Annotated in this window: 15 protein-coding genes; 7 read left to right on the forward strand and 8 right to left on the reverse strand. The window is 62.9% G+C overall.

The window, feature by feature from the left end; genetic code table 11:
- Nucleotides 1-38: 38 nt before the first annotated feature.
- On the reverse strand, nt 39-443 hold the full coding sequence (locus C7A17_RS08425; protein ID WP_106737610.1) for a flagellar basal body-associated protein FliL: 405 nt from the start codon (nt 441-443) through the stop codon (nt 39-41).
- A gap of 155 nt (nt 444-598) precedes the next feature.
- Here C7A17_RS08425 and C7A17_RS08430 point away from each other — a divergent pair, with 155 nt between their 5' ends.
- Nucleotides 599-1,579 carry an NADPH:quinone oxidoreductase family protein gene (locus C7A17_RS08430; protein ID WP_106742818.1) on the forward strand — a complete coding sequence of 327 codons (981 nt, stop codon included), beginning with the start codon at nt 599-601 and terminating at the stop codon, nt 1,577-1,579.
- A gap of 62 nt (nt 1,580-1,641) precedes the next feature.
- On the opposite strand, the gene C7A17_RS08435 is transcribed toward C7A17_RS08430, so the two are convergent.
- The 5 genes from C7A17_RS08435 to C7A17_RS08455 all read right to left on the reverse strand — a co-directional run bounded on the left by C7A17_RS08435 (nt 1,642) and on the right by C7A17_RS08455 (nt 6,930).
- The gene (locus C7A17_RS08435) at nt 1,642-2,610 is read right to left on the reverse strand and encodes a CDP-6-deoxy-delta-3,4-glucoseen reductase (protein WP_106737611.1); all 969 of its coding nucleotides are present in this window, start codon (nt 2,608-2,610) and stop codon (nt 1,642-1,644) included.
- On the reverse strand, nt 2,610-4,076 hold the full coding sequence (gene ubiD / locus C7A17_RS08440) for a 4-hydroxy-3-polyprenylbenzoate decarboxylase (RefSeq protein WP_106737612.1): 1,467 nt from the start codon (nt 4,074-4,076) through the stop codon (nt 2,610-2,612). The genes C7A17_RS08435 and ubiD overlap by 1 nt, the downstream gene beginning before the upstream one ends.
- Nucleotides 4,077-4,209: 133 nt before the next feature.
- Nucleotides 4,210-5,469 (reverse strand): transcription termination factor Rho, encoded by a 1,260-nt coding sequence (gene rho, locus C7A17_RS08445; RefSeq protein WP_003458629.1) that lies wholly within the window; start codon nt 5,467-5,469, stop codon nt 4,210-4,212.
- A gap of 319 nt (nt 5,470-5,788) precedes the next feature.
- Nucleotides 5,789-6,115, reverse strand: coding sequence for a thioredoxin TrxA (gene trxA, locus C7A17_RS08450; RefSeq protein WP_003458627.1), 327 nt, complete (start codon nt 6,113-6,115; stop codon nt 5,789-5,791).
- A 110-nt stretch (nt 6,116-6,225) separates the two neighbouring features.
- Entirely contained in the window at nt 6,226-6,930 is a 705-nt protein-coding gene (locus tag C7A17_RS08455) for a FadR/GntR family transcriptional regulator (protein WP_106737613.1), read from the reverse strand.
- Nucleotides 6,931-7,217: 287 nt separating this feature from the next.
- Here C7A17_RS08455 and C7A17_RS08460 point away from each other — a divergent pair, with 287 nt between their 5' ends.
- From C7A17_RS08460 to ppx, 6 genes are all read left to right on the forward strand, one after another.
- Nucleotides 7,218-8,003, forward strand: a complete 786-nt coding sequence (locus C7A17_RS08460) for a transporter substrate-binding domain-containing protein (RefSeq protein ID WP_106737614.1) — start codon at nt 7,218-7,220, stop codon at nt 8,001-8,003.
- 20 nt (nt 8,004-8,023) lie between these two features.
- The gene (locus tag C7A17_RS08465; RefSeq protein WP_106737615.1) at nt 8,024-8,689 is read left to right on the forward strand and encodes an amino acid ABC transporter permease; all 666 of its coding nucleotides are present in this window, start codon (nt 8,024-8,026) and stop codon (nt 8,687-8,689) included.
- Nucleotides 8,686-9,336, forward strand: a complete 651-nt coding sequence (locus tag C7A17_RS08470) for an amino acid ABC transporter permease (RefSeq protein WP_199796442.1) — start codon at nt 8,686-8,688, stop codon at nt 9,334-9,336. The genes C7A17_RS08465 and C7A17_RS08470 overlap by 4 nt, the downstream gene beginning before the upstream one ends.
- Nucleotides 9,323-10,054, forward strand: a complete 732-nt coding sequence (locus tag C7A17_RS08475) for an amino acid ABC transporter ATP-binding protein (protein WP_106737617.1) — start codon at nt 9,323-9,325, stop codon at nt 10,052-10,054. The genes C7A17_RS08470 and C7A17_RS08475 overlap by 14 nt, the downstream gene beginning before the upstream one ends.
- A 5-nt stretch (nt 10,055-10,059) precedes the next feature.
- The gene (locus C7A17_RS08480) at nt 10,060-10,563 is read left to right on the forward strand and encodes an ureidoglycolate lyase (protein ID WP_234035897.1); all 504 of its coding nucleotides are present in this window, start codon (nt 10,060-10,062) and stop codon (nt 10,561-10,563) included.
- Between the two features lie 94 nt (nt 10,564-10,657).
- Nucleotides 10,658-12,160 carry an exopolyphosphatase gene (gene ppx / locus C7A17_RS08485; protein WP_106737619.1) on the forward strand — a complete coding sequence of 501 codons (1,503 nt, stop codon included), beginning with the start codon at nt 10,658-10,660 and terminating at the stop codon, nt 12,158-12,160.
- A gap of 252 nt (nt 12,161-12,412) precedes the next feature.
- Here ppx and ppk1 read toward each other — a convergent pair whose 3' ends face one another.
- Both ppk1 and hemB read right to left on the reverse strand, forming a co-directional pair.
- On the reverse strand, nt 12,413-14,614 hold the full coding sequence (gene ppk1 / locus C7A17_RS08490; RefSeq protein ID WP_106737620.1) for a polyphosphate kinase 1: 2,202 nt from the start codon (nt 14,612-14,614) through the stop codon (nt 12,413-12,415).
- Nucleotides 14,615-14,633: 19 nt separating this feature from the next.
- Nucleotides 14,634-15,647, reverse strand: a complete 1,014-nt coding sequence (gene hemB, locus C7A17_RS08495) for a porphobilinogen synthase (RefSeq protein ID WP_106737621.1) — start codon at nt 15,645-15,647, stop codon at nt 14,634-14,636.
- Between the last annotated feature and the right edge of the window lie 161 nt (nt 15,648-15,808).

A 15,808-nucleotide genomic window follows, 5' to 3' on the forward strand; every position in this document is an offset into this window, starting at 1 on the left:
CACCACAGAAGCAGCCCAAACGCAAAGGGGATTCGCCGCTACTGAATGATCAGATTGTTGAACAGCAGGTCTTCGACGATGGGCTTGCCCTCCTCGCCGTTGATCGCATCCTGCACCTGCTTGAGCGCCTGCTGACGCAGGTTCTCGCGGCCATCGGGGGCATTGATGGTCTCGCTGGTCTGGGCCGAGAACAGCATCACCATCTGATGACGGATCAGTGGCTCATGCTGTTTGAGCTTGTCCTCGGCCTCGGTGCCGGTCACGCGCAGCGATACATCGGCCTTGAAGAACTTCAGGCGATTACCGGTATCGGCCAGGTTACCGATCAGGGCTGGTGTCAGGTTGTAGTAGAGCGTCGTCGGGACTTCTTCCTTCTTCTCCGAAGACGCCAGGGCAGGCAGGCAAATCGACAGACTCAGCAGCAGGGCGGTCAACAGTTTCACGTTCGGCACTCCATCGGGGATGTGCCTAGCATAGCCATCCACACGCCAGCACCCAAGCCCGGCGCTTATGCCGACCTATCAGGCATCGGCATGCTCGTTGACCCTCGGCGGGCGCTTTCTACACTGCAAGGCACCCTGCAAGAGGAATGACCTTCATGAAAGCCCTGCTGTGCAAAGCCTTCGGCCCCGCCGACACCCTGGTACTGGAAGACCTGCCGAGCCCCGAACCCAAGAAGAACGAGGTGCTGATCGAGGTGCAGGCCGCCGGGGTCAACTTCCCCGACACGCTGATCATCGAAGGCAAATACCAGTTCAAGCCACCCTTCCCCTTCGCCCCGGGCGGTGAAGTGGCCGGCGTGGTCAAGGCCGTTGGCGAGAAGGTCAGCCACCTGCGCGCCGGTGACCGGGTGATGGCGCTGACCGGTTGGGGCGGCTTCGCCGAAGAAGTCGCTGTGCCGGCCTACAACGTGCTGCCGGTGCCCAAGAGCATGGATCTGACCACCGCGGCGGCCTTCGGCATGACCTACGGCACCTCGATGCACGCCCTCAAGCAGCGCGCCAACCTGCAACCGGGCGAAACCCTGCTGGTGCTCGGCGCCTCCGGTGGCGTCGGCCTGGCCGCTGTGGAAATCGGCAAAGCCATGGGCGCCAAGGTGATTGCTGCCGCGAGCAGCGCCGAGAAACTGGAAGTGGCGCGCAATGCCGGCGCCGACGAACTGATCAACTACAGCGAGCAGAGCCTCAAGGACGAGGTGAAGAAGCTCACCGGCGGTCAGGGCGTGGACGTGATCTACGACCCAGTGGGCGGCACGCTGTTCGAGGAAGCCTTCCGCAGCATCGGCTGGAACGGCCGCTTCCTGGTGGTGGGCTTCGCCGCCGGCGGTGGCATCCCAGCGCTGCCAGCCAACCTGCCACTGCTCAAGGGTGCCTCCCTGGTCGGCGTATTCTGGGGCTCCTTCGCCCAGCGCCAGCCGCAGGACAATGCCGAGAACTTCCAGCAGCTGTTCGCCTGGCATGCCGAAGGCAAGCTCAAGCCCCTGGTGTCGCAAACCTTCCCGCTAGAGCGCGGCGGCGAAGCGATCGATGCACTTGGCCAGCGCAAGGCCGTGGGCAAGGTGGTGGTGACTGTGCGATAGCAGTGCGCAGGGTGGGTGCAACCCGCCGAATCAATCAGTGGCGGGTTGCACCCGCCCTACCACTATGAACGCGGCGCGTAGGCGAATACGTCGGCGCGCATCTGGTGCGCATCCATGCCGGCCTCGACCAGCGCATCGAGCGTGGCATAGACCATCGCCGGTGAACCGCTGGCGTAGACGTGCAAGGCCTTGAGGTCGGGAAAGTCCTCGCGTACGGCTTCGTGCAGCAGGCCGCAACGGCCCTGCCAGCCGCACTGGTCACTGACCACCTGATGCAGGTGTAGGTTGTCCAGCTGCTGCCACTCGGCCCAGTGCGGCAGTGCATAAAAATCCTCGGGCCGACGCGCGCCCCAGTACAGGTGCACCGGATGGTCGAAACCGGCGGCGCGGCAATGCTCGATCAGGCTGTGCATCTGGCCCATGCCGGTACCGGCAGCAATCAACACCAGCGGGCCATCAGGCAGATCGGCGAGGTGGGTATCACCATAGGGCATCTGCACGCGAACCATACCCATGGCGCGCAGATGCTCCAGCAGCGTGATACTGCTGTCCTCACGAGCGAGAATGTGCAGCTCCAGCTCACGCCCCGAGTGCGGCGCCGAGGCCAGGGAGAAGGCAGCCATCTCACCATCCGGGCGCTGCAGCAGCAGGTACTGCCCGGCGTGATAACGCGGCGCCTTACCCGCTGGCGTACGCAAGCGCACACGGCACACCTCGCCGCCCACATCCTGGCACTCGATCACCTGGCAGCTCAGCTCGCGCACCGGCAGCTCCCCCGGCGCCAGCACACCGTCCCAGTGCAGCACGCAGTCTTCCAGCGGTTCGGCCAGGCAGGTGAACAACTCGCCATGATCCAGCTCGATACCGTTCTGCCTGACCCGGCCCTCCACCAGCAGAGCGGCGCAGATATGGCAATTGCCATTGCGGCAGCTCTGCGGACACTCGTAGCCCAGGCGCCGGGCGCCATCGAGAATGCGCTCCCCCGGCTGCAAAGCGAGGGTGACGCCAGAAGGTTGCAGGGTGACGTTCATCAATCGATTCCCAGCTCGCTCCACAGCGTATCGATACGCGCCACCACCGCCGGATCCTTCTCGATGGCGCGGCCCCATTCGCGATTGGTCTCGCCTGGCCACTTGTGGGTGGCGTCGAGGCCCATCTTCGAACCCAGGCCGGAAATCGGCGACGCGAAGTCGAGGTAGTCGATCGGCGTATTGTCGATCATCACCGTGTCGCGCTTGGGATCCATGCGCGTGGTAATCGCCCAGATCACGTCATTCCAGTCCCGTGCGTTGATATCGTCGTCGGTGACGATAACGAACTTGGTGTACATGAACTGTCGCAGAAACGACCACACACCGAGCATTACGCGCTTGGCGTGGCCGGGGTACTGCTTCTTCATGGTCACCACCGCCATGCGGTAGGAACAGCCTTCAGGCGGCAGGTAGAAGTCGGTGATCTCGGGGAACTGCTTCTGCAGGATCGGCACGAACACTTCGTTCAGCGCCACGCCGAGAATCGCCGGCTCATCCGGCGGCCGGCCGGTGTAGGTGCTGTGGTAGATCGGATCGCGGCGACGGGTGATGCGCTCGACGGTGAACACCGGGAAGGTGTCGACCTCGTTGTAGTAGCCGGTGTGGTCGCCGTACGGCCCCTCCGGCGCGGTCTCCCCCGGATGGATCACACCTTCCAGGACGATCTCGGCACTGGCCGGCACCTGCAGGTCGCTACCACGCGCCTTGATCAGCTCGGTGCGATGACCGCGCAGCAGGCCGGCGAAGGCGTATTCGGAGAGGGTATCGGGCACCGGCGTCACGGCGCCGAGAATGGTCGCCGGATCGGCACCCAGCGCGACGCAAACCGGGTAGGGCTTGTCCGGATGCTTCTGGCACCACTCGCGGTAATCCAGCGCGCCGCCACGGTGGCTGAGCCAGCGCATGATCACCTTATTGCGGCCGATCACCTGCTGACGATAGATACCGAGGTTCTGCCGCTCCTTGTTCGGGCCCTTGGTGATGGTCAGCCCCCAGGTGATCAGCGGCGCCACGTCGCCCGGCCAGCAGTGCTGGATCGGCAATTTGCCGAGGTCGACGTCGTCGCCCTCTTCGATCACTTCGTGGCAAGGCGCATCCTTGACCACCTTGGGCGCCATGGAAATGACCTTCTTGAAGATCGGCAGCTTGCTCCAGGCATCCTTGAGGCCCTTGGGCGGTTCGGGCTCCTTGAGAAAGGCCAGCAGCTTGCCGATTTCGCGCAGCTCGGACACCTCTTCGGCGCCCATGCCCAGCGCCACGCGCTTGGGCGTGCCGAACAGGTTGCCGAGCACCGGCACATCGAAGCCGGTGGGCTTTTCGAACAGCAACGCCGGGCCGCCCTTGCGCAGGGTGCGGTCGCAGATTTCGGTCATTTCCAGAACGGGCGATACCGGAGTCTGGATGCGCTTGAGTTCGCCGCGCTTTTCCAGTTCACGGATGAAGTCGCGCAGGTCGCGATACTGCATGCAGGAGCCTCGTGTCGGACAGGCTAGAGTCGGCCGCAAAGTTTAGCGCCGAAGTCAGGCTTTCAGAAGGCTTGAAAGCCTCCAGATACGACAAGGCCGGGTTTCCCCGGCCTTGTGGCAAGACATGAACCGCTTATTTGCGCTTCATCGACAGGAAGAACTCGTCGTTCGTCTTGGTCGCTTTCAGCTTGTCGATCAGAAACTCGATGGCGGCGATTTCGTCCATCGGGTGCAGCAGCTTGCGCAGAATCCACATGCGCGACAGCTCTTCCTCACCGGTCAGCAGCTCTTCACGACGAGTACCCGACTTGTTGATGTTGATCGCCGGGAACACACGCTTCTCGGAAACACGGCGATCAAGGATCAGCTCCATGTTGCCAGTGCCTTTGAATTCCTCGTAGATCACTTCGTCCATCTTCGAGCCGGTTTCCACCAGCGCGGTGGCGATGATGGTCAGCGAGCCGCCTTCTTCGATGTTACGCGCGGCGCCGAAGAAGCGTTTCGGCTTCTCCAGGGCATGGGCGTCGACACCACCGGTCAGTACCTTGCCAGAGCTCGGGATCACGGTGTTGTAGGCACGCGCCAGACGGGTGATGGAGTCGAGCAGGATGACTACGTCCTTCTTGTGCTCGACCAGGCGCTTGGCCTTCTCGATCACCATCTCGGCGACCTGCACGTGGCGGGTCGGCGGCTCGTCGAAGGTGGAGGCGACCACTTCGCCGCGCACGGTGCGCTGCATTTCGGTCACTTCTTCCGGGCGCTCGTCGATCAGCAGAACGATCAGGTGGCACTCGGGGTTGTTGCGGGTGATGTTCGAGGCGATGTTCTGCAGCATGATGGTCTTGCCCGCTTTCGGCGGGGCGACGATCAGGCCGCGCTGGCCCTTGCCAATCGGCGCGCAGAGGTCGATCACACGGCCGGTGATGTCCTCGGTGGAGCCGTTACCGGCTTCCATGGTCAGGCGCTTGTTGGGGAACAGCGGCGTCAGGTTCTCGAACAGGATCTTGTTCTTGGCGTTTTCCGGACGGTCGAAGTTGATGCTGTCGACCTTGAGCAGGGCGAAGTAACGCTCGCCTTCCTTCGGCGGACGGATCTTGCCGACGATGGTGTCACCGGTACGCAGGTTGAAACGGCGGATCTGGCTGGGCGAGACGTAGATGTCGTCCGGGCCGGCCAGGTAGGAGGAGTCAGCGCTACGCAGGAAGCCGAAACCGTCCTGGAGGATCTCCAGCACGCCGTCACCGGAAATTTCCTCGCCGCTTTTGGCATGCTTTTTCAGCAGGGCGAAGATGATGTCCTGCTTGCGCGAACGAGCCATGTTTTCCAGGCCCATTTGTTCGGCCATGTCCAGCAGTTCGGCAATCGGCTTTTGCTTGAGTTCGGTCAGATTCATAGGAATGACGTGATCATCGAGAGGAGAAGAAAGCTGTTAGCTTGAGAGGCCGCGCCGCAGAGAAGGCGACAGGATCGCGAACGAGTTCGTATAGGTATGAATCGGCGACGGCATGCAGAGAGCTGCATGGAGGATGCAGCGAGGCCGAATTTAACACTGCGAAAAAACAGCGTCTAGCCCTAAAAACGAAAAAGCCCCGCAAAAAGCAGGGCCTCTTCCAGTGCGGTAGGGTGGGCCGTGCGGCGCTCCGCTTCAGCCCACCACCACGCCAACTGCGACCAGCTCGGTGGGCTAAAGCCCACTCTACCTCTTCAGCACCTCAGATGTTGCTGTCGAGGAAAGCAGCCAGTTGCGACTTGGACAGTGCGCCAACCTTGGTCGCTTCGACGTTGCCGTTCTTGAACAGCATCAGGGTCGGGATACCGCGCACACCGTATTTCGGCGGGGTTTCCTGGTTCTCGTCGATGTTCAGTTTGCAGATCTTCAGTTTGCCTTGGTATTCCTTGGCGATCTCGTCGAGCACCGGCGCGATCATCTTGCACGGGCCGCACCACTCAGCCCAGTAATCGACCAGAACCGGACCTTCAGCCTGGATGACGTCCTGGTCGAAGCTGGCGTCGCTGACGTTGGTGATGAATTCGCTCATGGGGAGTCTCCGTATATTCGGAAGCAAAAAAGTGGCGCCATCATAGCCCGGCTTGAGTGACACCGAAAGGCACTGACGATTGAGCCTTTCAATAGCCGCCAATGTACGCCTCAATCGCCCAAGGTGGCGAAAGCGATTCCGGTACGCAGCGCAGCGGCGCGGATATGCTGCTGCATGGCCTTCTGCGCCGAACCCGCGGCATGCCGGGCCAGGGCCTTGAGGATCTTGCGGTGCTCCTGCCAGGTTTCCATCGCTCGCTCCGGGCGGATGAACGGCAGCTTCTGGCTCTCCAGAAAGATCTCGGCACTGGAGGTCACCAGGGTGAACATCGCCTGGTTACCGCTGGCAGCGAGGATACGTTGGTGAAACTCGAAATCCAGACGCGTCGCCTGCTCGAAATTCTCGGCACGCAACTCCCGGCGCATCTGCTCGACATTGTCCTCAAGGATGTCCAGTTCTTCTGCGGTCATCACCCCGGCGGCCAGGCCACAGGCGAAACCCTCCAGGGCAAAACGCAACTGGAAAGTATCGGCCGCCGACACCTGTGCAGCGAAAGGCCAGACGAAAGCACCATTCGCCTCGGCCTTCGGCGTCTCCTGAACGAATACGCCCTTGCCGGCTTGCACGTTCACCAGCCCCAGGGCGCTGAGCGATGACAGCGCCTCGCGCAACGACGCACGACTGACCCCCAGACGCTCAGCCAGGTCACGCTGCGAGGGCAAGGCATCACCAGGGCGATAGCCCTCTTCCTCGATCAGACGACGGATCGCCTGCAGGGCGTATTCGGGTACCGCGCGGGGAGCAGAAGCATTCATGACTGTTCGGGCCGGTCAGTCCAGTGAAGTCGCCTTTGTAAGGCCATCAGACCGCTTCAGGCAAGCGACGCCCCCTTGTGGAACAGCCCACCTCACGAACGCACCGAGATGGCCCAGAAAAACTTCTGACCAATTGGTCAGCAACACCAACTGTTCAGACCAGTAAGACCTTGTCCTCACTCGCCTGAAGCGGTGCAAGTGCTGATTTCATTGAACTTGGCACAGGCGATGCACTGCACGAATCACGCAAAACGCTTCAGTTTTCGTCCATTCATCGGGAGTTCGACATGCGTAAATTTCACCGCACCCTGCTGGGTACCCTGTTCGCTGCCCTGGCCTTTGGCGCTGCCACCGCACATGCCGATGCCCTTGAAGACATCAGCAAGGCTGGCGTGCTGAAAGTCGCCGTGCCGCAGGATTTCCCACCATTCGGCTCGGTCGGCCCGGATATGAAACCGCGCGGCCTGGACATCGATACCGCACAGCTGCTGGCTGACAAGCTGGCAGTGAAGCTGGAGCTGACTCCGGTCAACAGCACCAACCGCATTCCTTTTCTCACCACCGGCAAGGTTGATCTGGTGATCTCCAGCCTCGGCAAGAACCCGGAGCGTGAAGCGGTGATCGATTTTTCCGCCGCCTATGCCCCCTTCTACCTCGGCGTGTTCGGCCCGGAAGACGCCGCCATCGCCAGCCTCGATGACCTGGCCGGCAAGACCATCAGCGTCACCCGCGGCTCCATCGAAGACATCGAGCTGAGCAACGTCGCCCCGAAAGGCGCCACCATCAAGCGCTTCGAGGACAACAACTCGACCATCGCCGCCTACCTGTCCGGCCAGGTCGAACTGATCGCCAGCGGCAACGTGGTGATGGTGGCCATCTCCGAGAAGAACCCCAAGCGCGTGCCGAGCATGAAACTCAAGCTCAAGGACTCGCCGGTGTACGTGGGTGTGAACAAGGATCAGGCCGCCCTGCTAGACAAGGTCAACACCATCATCGCCGCCGCCAAGAGCGACGGTAGCCTCGACGCGATCAGCCAGAAGTGGCTGAAGCAGCCTCTGCCGGCCGGCCTCTGAGCCTGACGGAGCACTGAGCCATGGCGTACCAGTTCGACTTCGCCGCCGTCCTGCAGCACAGCGACCTGCTGCTGCAGGGCGCGGCCTTCACCCTCGGCCTGACGGCGATCGGCACCCTGCTGGGCGTCGGTCTCGGCATCGTCGGGGCGATACTGCGCGCCTGGCGCATTCGCCCGTTCGACCGGATTTTCGGCGCCTACGTGGAGCTGATCCGCAATACGCCGTTCATCGTCCAGCTGTTCTTCATCTTCTTCGGCCTTCCCTCGCTCGGTTTTCGCCTGAACGAATGGGAAGCCGCGGTGCTGGCGATGGTGATCAACCTCGGCGCCTACTCGACGGAAATCATCCGCGCCGGCATCCAGGCCATCCCGCATGGCCAGCTGGAAGCTGCAGCGGCACTGGCCATGAGCCGCTTCGAAAGCTTCCGCTACGTGGTGCTGCGCCCGGCTCTGGCCAAGGTATGGCCGGCCCTGTCGAGCCAGATCATCATCGTCATGCTCGGCTCGGCGGTGTGCTCGCAGATTTCCACCGAGGAGTTGTCGTTCGCCGCCAACTTCATTCAGTCGCGCAACTTCCGCGCCTTCGAGACCTACCTGCTGACCACCGCGCTGTACCTGGTCATGGCCATCCTGGTTCGTCAGCTGCTGGCCTGGATCGGCCGCCGCTTCATCATGGGAGCCCGCTGATGGACTTCACTCTCTGGGACATCCTGCGCAATCTGCTCACCGGCCTGCAGTGGACACTGCTGCTGTCGCTGGTGGCCTTCGTCTGCGGCGGTATCGCCGGCCTGCTGGTGTTACTGGCCCGGCTATCGCCGCTGGCGGCACCACGCATCCTCGCCCGTGGCTACATCGAACTGTTCCAGGGCACGCCACTGTTGATGCAGCTGTTCCTGGTGTTCTTCGGTATCGCCCTGCTCGGTATCGACGTATCGCCCTGGCTGGCCGCCGCCACCGCGCTGACGCTGTTCACCAGCGCCTTTCTCGCCGAAATCTGGCGCGGCTGCGTCGAGTCAATCACCCGCGGCCAGTGGGAGGCCGCCGAAAGCCTGGCCATGAGCCGCCTGGAAACCCTGCGCCACGTGATCCTGCCACAGGCGCTGCGCATCGCCGTGGCACCCACCGTCGGCTTCTCGGTGCAGGTGGTCAAGGGCACCGCGGTGACCTCGATCATCGGCTTCACCGAACTGACCAAGACCGGCAGCATGCTGGCCAACGCCACCTTCGAACCGTTCATGGTCTACGGCTTCGTCGCCCTCGGTTACTTCCTGCTCTGCTACCCGCTCTCGCTCGCTGCATACCGCCTGGAAAGGAGGCTGAATGTCACTGCTTAACGTCACCGCCCTGCACAAGTACTACGGCGAAAACCACGTGCTCAAGGGCATCGACCTCAAGGTCGAGGAAGGCGAAGTGGTCGCCATCATCGGTCGCAGCGGCTCGGGCAAGAGCACCTTCCTGCGCACCCTCAACGGCCTGGAATCGATCAACGACGGCGTGATCGAGGTCGACGGTGAGTATATCGACGCCGCGCGCGCCGACCTGCGTAGCCTGCGGCAGAAAGTCGGCATGGTGTTCCAGCAGTTCAACCTGTTCCCGCACCTGACCGTCGGCGAGAACGTCATGCTGGCGCCGCAGGTGGTGAAGAAGACCTCACGCGCCGACGCCGAAAAAATCGCCCGACAGATGCTCGAACGCGTCGGCCTGAGCGAAAAATTCGACGCCTACCCCGAGCGCCTGTCCGGTGGCCAGCAGCAACGCGTGGCCATCGCCCGCGCCCTGGCCATGTCGCCCAAGGTACTGCTGTGCGACGAGATCACCTCGGCGCTCGATCCGGAGCTGGTCAACGAAGTGCTAGCGGTGGTCAAGCAACTGGCCAGCGAAGGCATGACCCTGATCATGGTCACCCACGAGATGCGCTTCGCCCGCGAAGTCGGCGACAAGCTGGTGTTCATGCACCAGGGCAAGGTGCACGAGATCGGCGACCCGAAAGCCCTGTTCGCCGCGCCGCAGACCGAGGAGCTGCGCAACTTCATCGGTTCGGTGAACCTGTGAACGCCATGACGCCGCAACCACTGCGTATCGAGCCACTGACCCGCAGCGCCTTCGCGCCCTTTGGCGAGGTGATCGAGATGGCCGGCGCCAACGCCTTCCCGATCAACGCCGGCACCACCACGCGCTATCACGACCTGGCGCAGTTGGAGCTGGCCGGCGAGGCACCGCGCACCCTGGTCAACCTGTTCGAGGGCAAGGCCTGGCATGCGCCCATCGAGATCCGCATGCTCGAACGCCACCCGCTGGGCAGCCAGGCCTTCTATCCGGTGGATGGCGGGCGTATGCTGATCGTCGTCGCACCGCCCGGTGAGCTGGACGAGTCGGAGATCCGCGCCTTCATCAGCGCACCGGATCAGGGCGTGAACTACTCCCGCGGCACCTGGCACCACCCGTTGCTGTGCCTGCAGCACCCCGGCCGCTTCCTCGTGATCGACCGCGGCGGTGCCGGGCACAACTGCGATGAACAGGTGCTGAAACAACCGCTGAGCATGCTGAACCTGGCGGAATAACAGGTCTAGACCAGTTAAATGCGACATCCGTATGCGTTGGCTCATGGCTTCAGTCGTGGCAGGATGCGCGGAAATCGAACGAGATGCCGCAATCATGCCCCAAGCCCCTGCCGAGAGTTTTCCCCTGATCGCCGCCATCGATCTGGGCTCGAACAGTTTCCATATGGTGCTGGCCAAGGCCGACAATCACGAGATTCGCATCCTCGAGCGCATCGGCGACAAGGTGCAACTGGCGGCAGGCCTGGACGATGAACGCCAGCTCAGCGAGGAGGCCATGCAGCGCGGCCTTGATTGCCTGCGTCGTTTCGCCCAATTCACCACCAGCCTGCCGGAAGGTGCCGTGCGGATCGTCGGCACCAACGCCCTGCGCGAAGCGCGCAACCGCGCCGTGTTCATCCGCCGCGCCGAGGAAATCCTAGGTCATCAGGTCGAGGTGATTTCCGGCCGCGAAGAAGCCCGCCTGATCTATCTGGGCGTGTCCCACAGCATCGCCGACACGCCCGGCAAGCGCCTGGTCGCCGACATCGGCGGCGGCAGCACCGAATTCATCATCGGCCAGCGCTTCGAACCGTTGCTGCGTGAAAGCCTGCAGATGGGCTGCGTGAGCTTCACCCAGCGCTACTTCAAGGATGGCAAGATCACCCCGGCACGTTATGCCCAGGCCTACACCGCCGCACGCCTGGAGCTGATGAGCATCGAGCAGGGCCTGCGCCGCCTCGGCTGGGAAGACGCTGTCGGTGCTTCCGGCACCATCAAGGCGGTTGGCCTGACCATCAAGGCAGCGGGATTGGGCAGTGGCGAGGTGACGGCCGAAGGCCTGGCCTGGCTCAAGCGCAAGGTGTTCAAGCTGGGCGAGGTGGACAAGCTCGATCTCGATGGCATCAAACCGGATCGCCGCGGCATCTTCCCGGCTGGTCTGGCGATTCTCGAAGCGATCTTCGATGCCTGCGAGATTCAGCGCATGAGCCATTCCGAAGGAGCACTGCGCGAAGGCGTACTGTACGACCTGCTGGGCCGGCATCAGCATGAGGACGTGCGCGAGCGCACCCTGTCGGCGTTCATGGAGCGCTACCACGTCGACGTGGATCAGGCGGCGCGGGTTCAGGCCAAGGCCTTGTCAGCCTTGGACAAGGTGGCTGCCGACTGGGGCCTGAACGACGACTGGCACCGCGAGCTGTTGAGTTGGGGCGCCAAGGTACACGAGGTGGGCCTGGATATCGCTCACTATCAGTACCACAAGCACGGTGCCTACCTGATTGAACACTCCGACCTGGCCGGATTCTCGCGCCAGGATCAGCAAATGCTCGCCCTGTTGGTTCGTGGCCATCGGCGCAATATTCCCAAGGACAAATTCGCCGACTTCGGCGAGGAAGGCGTGAAGCTGATGCGCCTGTGCGTACTGCTACGCTTTGCCATCCTCTTCCATCACATCCGTAGCACGCAGAGCATGCCGGAAGTGCAATTCAAGGTCAGCGACGACAGCCTGGAAATCCTCTTCCCGGAAGGCTGGCTGGCAGCCAACCCGCTGACCCAGGCGGACTTCGAAGCCGAAGCCGAATGGCTCAAGCGCATCGACCTGACCCTGAGCGTGCGCTGATCAACTTCTGACTCAACCGCCCGTAGGGTGCGCCATGCGCACCGGGGTTTCGCGTCGCTCTCATTGATGCACGCAAGCAGGACGACCTCGCGAAACCCTGCGTGGCGTCAGTCTGTAATACGGGAATAGCCAAAGCCCCGGATTGCATCCGGGCTACGCGCTACGGCACGCGACCTCTACACCCTCTCCCGCCCTTCGGGCACCCTCTCCCATAAATGGGAGAGGGTCATCAGATCGCCGCAAGCGGCCTTTTTATCGCGTCACGATTACCGGGGCGGTGAGTTTCTCCAGCAGGCCAGCCTGCGCGTTGCGCGGGTTCTGGTTGCCGGTCGGCTGCTGGCGCACGTAGCGACCATCAGGCTGCAGCACCCAGGCCTGGGTGTTGTCGGTCAGGTAGCTTTCCAGCTCCTTCTTCACCCGCGTGATGAGCTTCTTGCCCTCTACCGGGAAGCAAGTCTCCACACGCTTGTCGAGGTTGCGCTCCATCCAGTCGGCGCTGGACAGGTAGATCATCTCGTCGCCGCCGTTGAGGAAGTAATACACCCGCGTGTGCTCGAGGAAACGGCCGATGATCGAGCGCACCTGAATATTGTGGGAAACCCCAGGCACACCGGGGCGCAGGCTGCACATGCCGCGCACCACCAGGTCGATCTTCACGCCGGTCTGGCTGGCCTTGTACAGCGCGCGGATGATCTTCGGATCGGTCAGCGCGTTGAACTTGGCGATGATCTGCGCCGGCTTGCCCTCGGCCGCCGCGGCGGTTTCCTTGGCGATCAGGTCGAGCAAGGTTTTCTTCAGGGTGAACGGCGCGTGCAGGAGTTTCTTCATGCGCAGCGTCTTGCCCATGCCGATCAACTGGCTGAACAGCTTGGACACATCCTCACCCAGCGCCACGTCGGCGGTGAGCAGGCTGTAGTCGGTGTACAGGCGCGCGTTACCGGCGTGGTAGTTGCCGGTACCGAGATGCGCGTAGCGGCGGATCTCACCGTTCTCGCGGCGCAGGATCAGCATCATCTTCGAGTGGGTCTTGAAGCCGACCACTCCGTAGATCACCACCGCACCAGCGGCCTGCAGGCGGCTGGCCAGCTGCAGGTTGGATTCCTCGTCGAAGCGTGCACGCAGTTCGATCACCGCGGTGACTTCCTTGCCGTTACGCGCGGCTTCCACCAGCGCATCGACGATCTCCGAGTTGGCGCCGGAACGGTACAGGGTCTGCTTGATCGCCAGCACATGCGGGTCTTTCGCGGCCTGGCGCAACAGGTCGACCACCGGCGTGAAGGACTCGAACGGGTGCAGCAGCAGGATGTCCTGCTTGCTGACCACGCTGAAGATGTTCTCGGCATTCTGCAGCAGCTTGGGGATCACCGGGGTGAACGGCGTGTACTGCAGCTCCGGGTGGCTATCCAGGCCGGTGATGCTGAACAGGCGCGTCAAGTTGACCGGGCCATTGACCTGATACAACTCGCTCTCGGCCAGGCCGAATTGCTTGAGCAACTGATCGGTCAGGTGTTTCGGGCAGGTGTCGACCACCTCCAGGCGCACCGCATCACCATAGCGACGGCTGAACAGCTCGCCGCGCAGTGCACGCGCCAGGTCTTCGACATCTTCGGTGTCCACCGACAGGTCGGCGTTACGGGTCAGGCGGAACTGGTAGCAGCCCTTGACCTTCATGCCCTGGAACAGGTCGTCGGCGTGCGCGTGGATCATCGACGACAGGAACACGTAGTTGGCGCCCGGGCCACCCACCTCTTCCGGTACGCGGATGATGCGCGGCAGCAGACGCGGCGCCGGGATGATCGCCAGACCGGAGTCGCGACCGAAGGCATCGACGCCTTCCAGCTCGACGATGAAGTTCAGGCTCTTGTTGACCAGCAGCGGGAACGGGTGGGTCGGGTCGAGGCCGATCGGCGTGATGATCGGCGCGATCTCGTCGCGGAAGTAACGGCGAACCCAGGTCTTGAGCTTGGTCGTCCAGTAACGACGCCGGATGAAGTTGATGTTGTGCTTGGCCAGCGCCGGGAACAAGGTGTCGTTGAGGATGGCGTACTGGCGATCCACCTGTTCGTGCACCAGCTCGGAAATCCGCGCCAGTGCCTGATGCGGCAACAGGCCGTCGGCACCGGCCTGCTCACGGGCAAAATTGATCTGTTTCTTCAGGCCGGCAACGCGAATCTCGAAGAACTCGTCGAGGTTGCTGGAGAAGATCAGCAGGAACTTCAGGCGTTCGAGCAGCGGATAGGACTCGTCCAGCGCCTGCTCCAGCACGCGGATGTTGAATTGCAGCTGGGACAGCTCGCGATGGATGTACAGGCTGCTGTCATCCAGGCTCGGCACCACCACGGGGGCGGGTGCCGGTACCTCCGCGACAGTCGGCTCGGCGGCGACTTCCGCCTGGGTTTCGGCCTGCGCCACTGATCCGTCTAGCAATTCGCTGTTGAGTCCTTCGGTGTTCATCGCTGGGTTCCTGGGGGCGTCATTGCCCCGGTTTTAACAGTTCTGCCGCACGCACGGCGAAATAGGTGAGGATGCCATCGGCACCGGCACGTTTGAAGGCGGTGAGCGACTCCAGTATGACCGCTTCGCTCAGCCAACCGTTCTGGATCGCGGCCATGTGCATGGCGTACTCGCCGCTGACCTGATAGGCGAAGGTCGGCACCTTGTAGGCGTCCTTCACGCGCCAGACGATGTCCAGGTAGGGCATGCCCGGCTTGACCATGACCATGTCGGCGCCTTCGGCGAGATCGGCGGCCACTTCGTGCAGCGCCTCGTCACCATTGGCCGGATCCATCTGGTAGGTGTTCTTGCTGCCCTTGCCGAGGTTGGCGGCCGAACCGACCGCATCGCGGAATGGACCGTAGTAGGCGCTGGCGTACTTGGCCGAGTAGGCCATGATGCGCACGTTGACGTGATCAGCCAGCTCCAGCGCCTCGCGGATCGCCTGGATGCGGCCATCCATCATGTCCGACGGTGCCACGACCTGGGCGCCGGCCTCGGCATGCGACAGCGCCTGTTTGACCAGCGCATCGACGGTGATGTCGTTCTGCACGTAGCCGTCGTCGTCGAGGATGCCATCCTGACCGTGGGTGGTGAACGGGTCGAGGGCCACGTCGCTGATCACCCCCAGCTCGGGGAATTTCGCGCGCAGGGCGCGGATCGCACGCTGGGCGATGCCTTCCGGGTTCCAGGCCTCGGCGCCGTCGAGGGATTTCTTCTCCAGCGGCGTGACCGGGAACAGCGCCAGCGCCGGAATGCCCAGCGCGACCCAGTGTTCGGCTTCCTTGAGCAGCAGGTCGATGGACAGACGCTCCACGCCCGGCATGGACGGTACGGCTTCGCGACGGTTTTCGCCGTCGAGGACGAATACCGGCAGGATCAGGTCATCGACGCTCAGGCGGTTCTCGCGCACCAGACGGCGAGAGAACTCGTCGCGGCGGTTGCGACGCAGACGGGTAGCAGGGAACAGACGGTTGGCGGGGGTAACGCTCACGGCAGACTCCAGAGCCCGCACGGACGGGCCAGTGTGACGGTTATAAGCGGGCATTATGACTAAATGATGACAGCCGCATGACGCGATGCGACTGCGGGTCGCAGCCGCAAACGGCGGCGGCAATGCCACGAAACCTGGCCATTGTGGCACGGGACGCCACC

The organism is Pseudomonas mendocina (genome assembly GCF_003008615.1).
Taxonomy (GTDB): domain Bacteria; phylum Pseudomonadota; class Gammaproteobacteria; order Pseudomonadales; family Pseudomonadaceae; genus Aquipseudomonas; species Aquipseudomonas mendocina_C.

Excerpts from the sequence above, each read along its gene's own strand:
- C7A17_RS08455 (WP_106737613.1), bottom strand. The coding sequence starts at position 6,930 with ATGAATGCTTCTGCTCCCCGCGCGGTACCCGAATACGCCCTGCAGGCG.
- ppx (WP_106737619.1), top strand. The coding sequence starts at position 10,658 with ATGCCCCAAGCCCCTGCCGAGAGTTTTCCCCTGATCGCCGCCATCGAT.
- rho (WP_003458629.1), bottom strand. The coding sequence starts at position 5,469 with ATGAATCTGACCGAACTCAAGCAAAAGCCGATTGCCGAACTGCTGGAC.
- C7A17_RS08480 (WP_234035897.1), top strand. The coding sequence starts at position 10,060 with ATGACGCCGCAACCACTGCGTATCGAGCCACTGACCCGCAGCGCCTTC.
- C7A17_RS08430 (WP_106742818.1), top strand. The coding sequence starts at position 599 with ATGAAAGCCCTGCTGTGCAAAGCCTTCGGCCCCGCCGACACCCTGGTA.
- C7A17_RS08435 (WP_106737611.1), bottom strand. The coding sequence starts at position 2,610 with ATGAACGTCACCCTGCAACCTTCTGGCGTCACCCTCGCTTTGCAGCCG.
- C7A17_RS08460 (WP_106737614.1), top strand. The coding sequence starts at position 7,218 with ATGCGTAAATTTCACCGCACCCTGCTGGGTACCCTGTTCGCTGCCCTG.
- C7A17_RS08465 (WP_106737615.1), top strand. The coding sequence starts at position 8,024 with ATGGCGTACCAGTTCGACTTCGCCGCCGTCCTGCAGCACAGCGACCTG.
- trxA (WP_003458627.1), bottom strand. The coding sequence starts at position 6,115 with ATGAGCGAATTCATCACCAACGTCAGCGACGCCAGCTTCGACCAGGAC.
- ubiD (WP_106737612.1), bottom strand. The coding sequence starts at position 4,076 with ATGCAGTATCGCGACCTGCGCGACTTCATCCGTGAACTGGAAAAGCGC.
- ppk1 (WP_106737620.1), bottom strand. The coding sequence starts at position 14,614 with ATGAACACCGAAGGACTCAACAGCGAATTGCTAGACGGATCAGTGGCG.
- C7A17_RS08475 (WP_106737617.1), top strand. The coding sequence starts at position 9,323 with ATGTCACTGCTTAACGTCACCGCCCTGCACAAGTACTACGGCGAAAAC.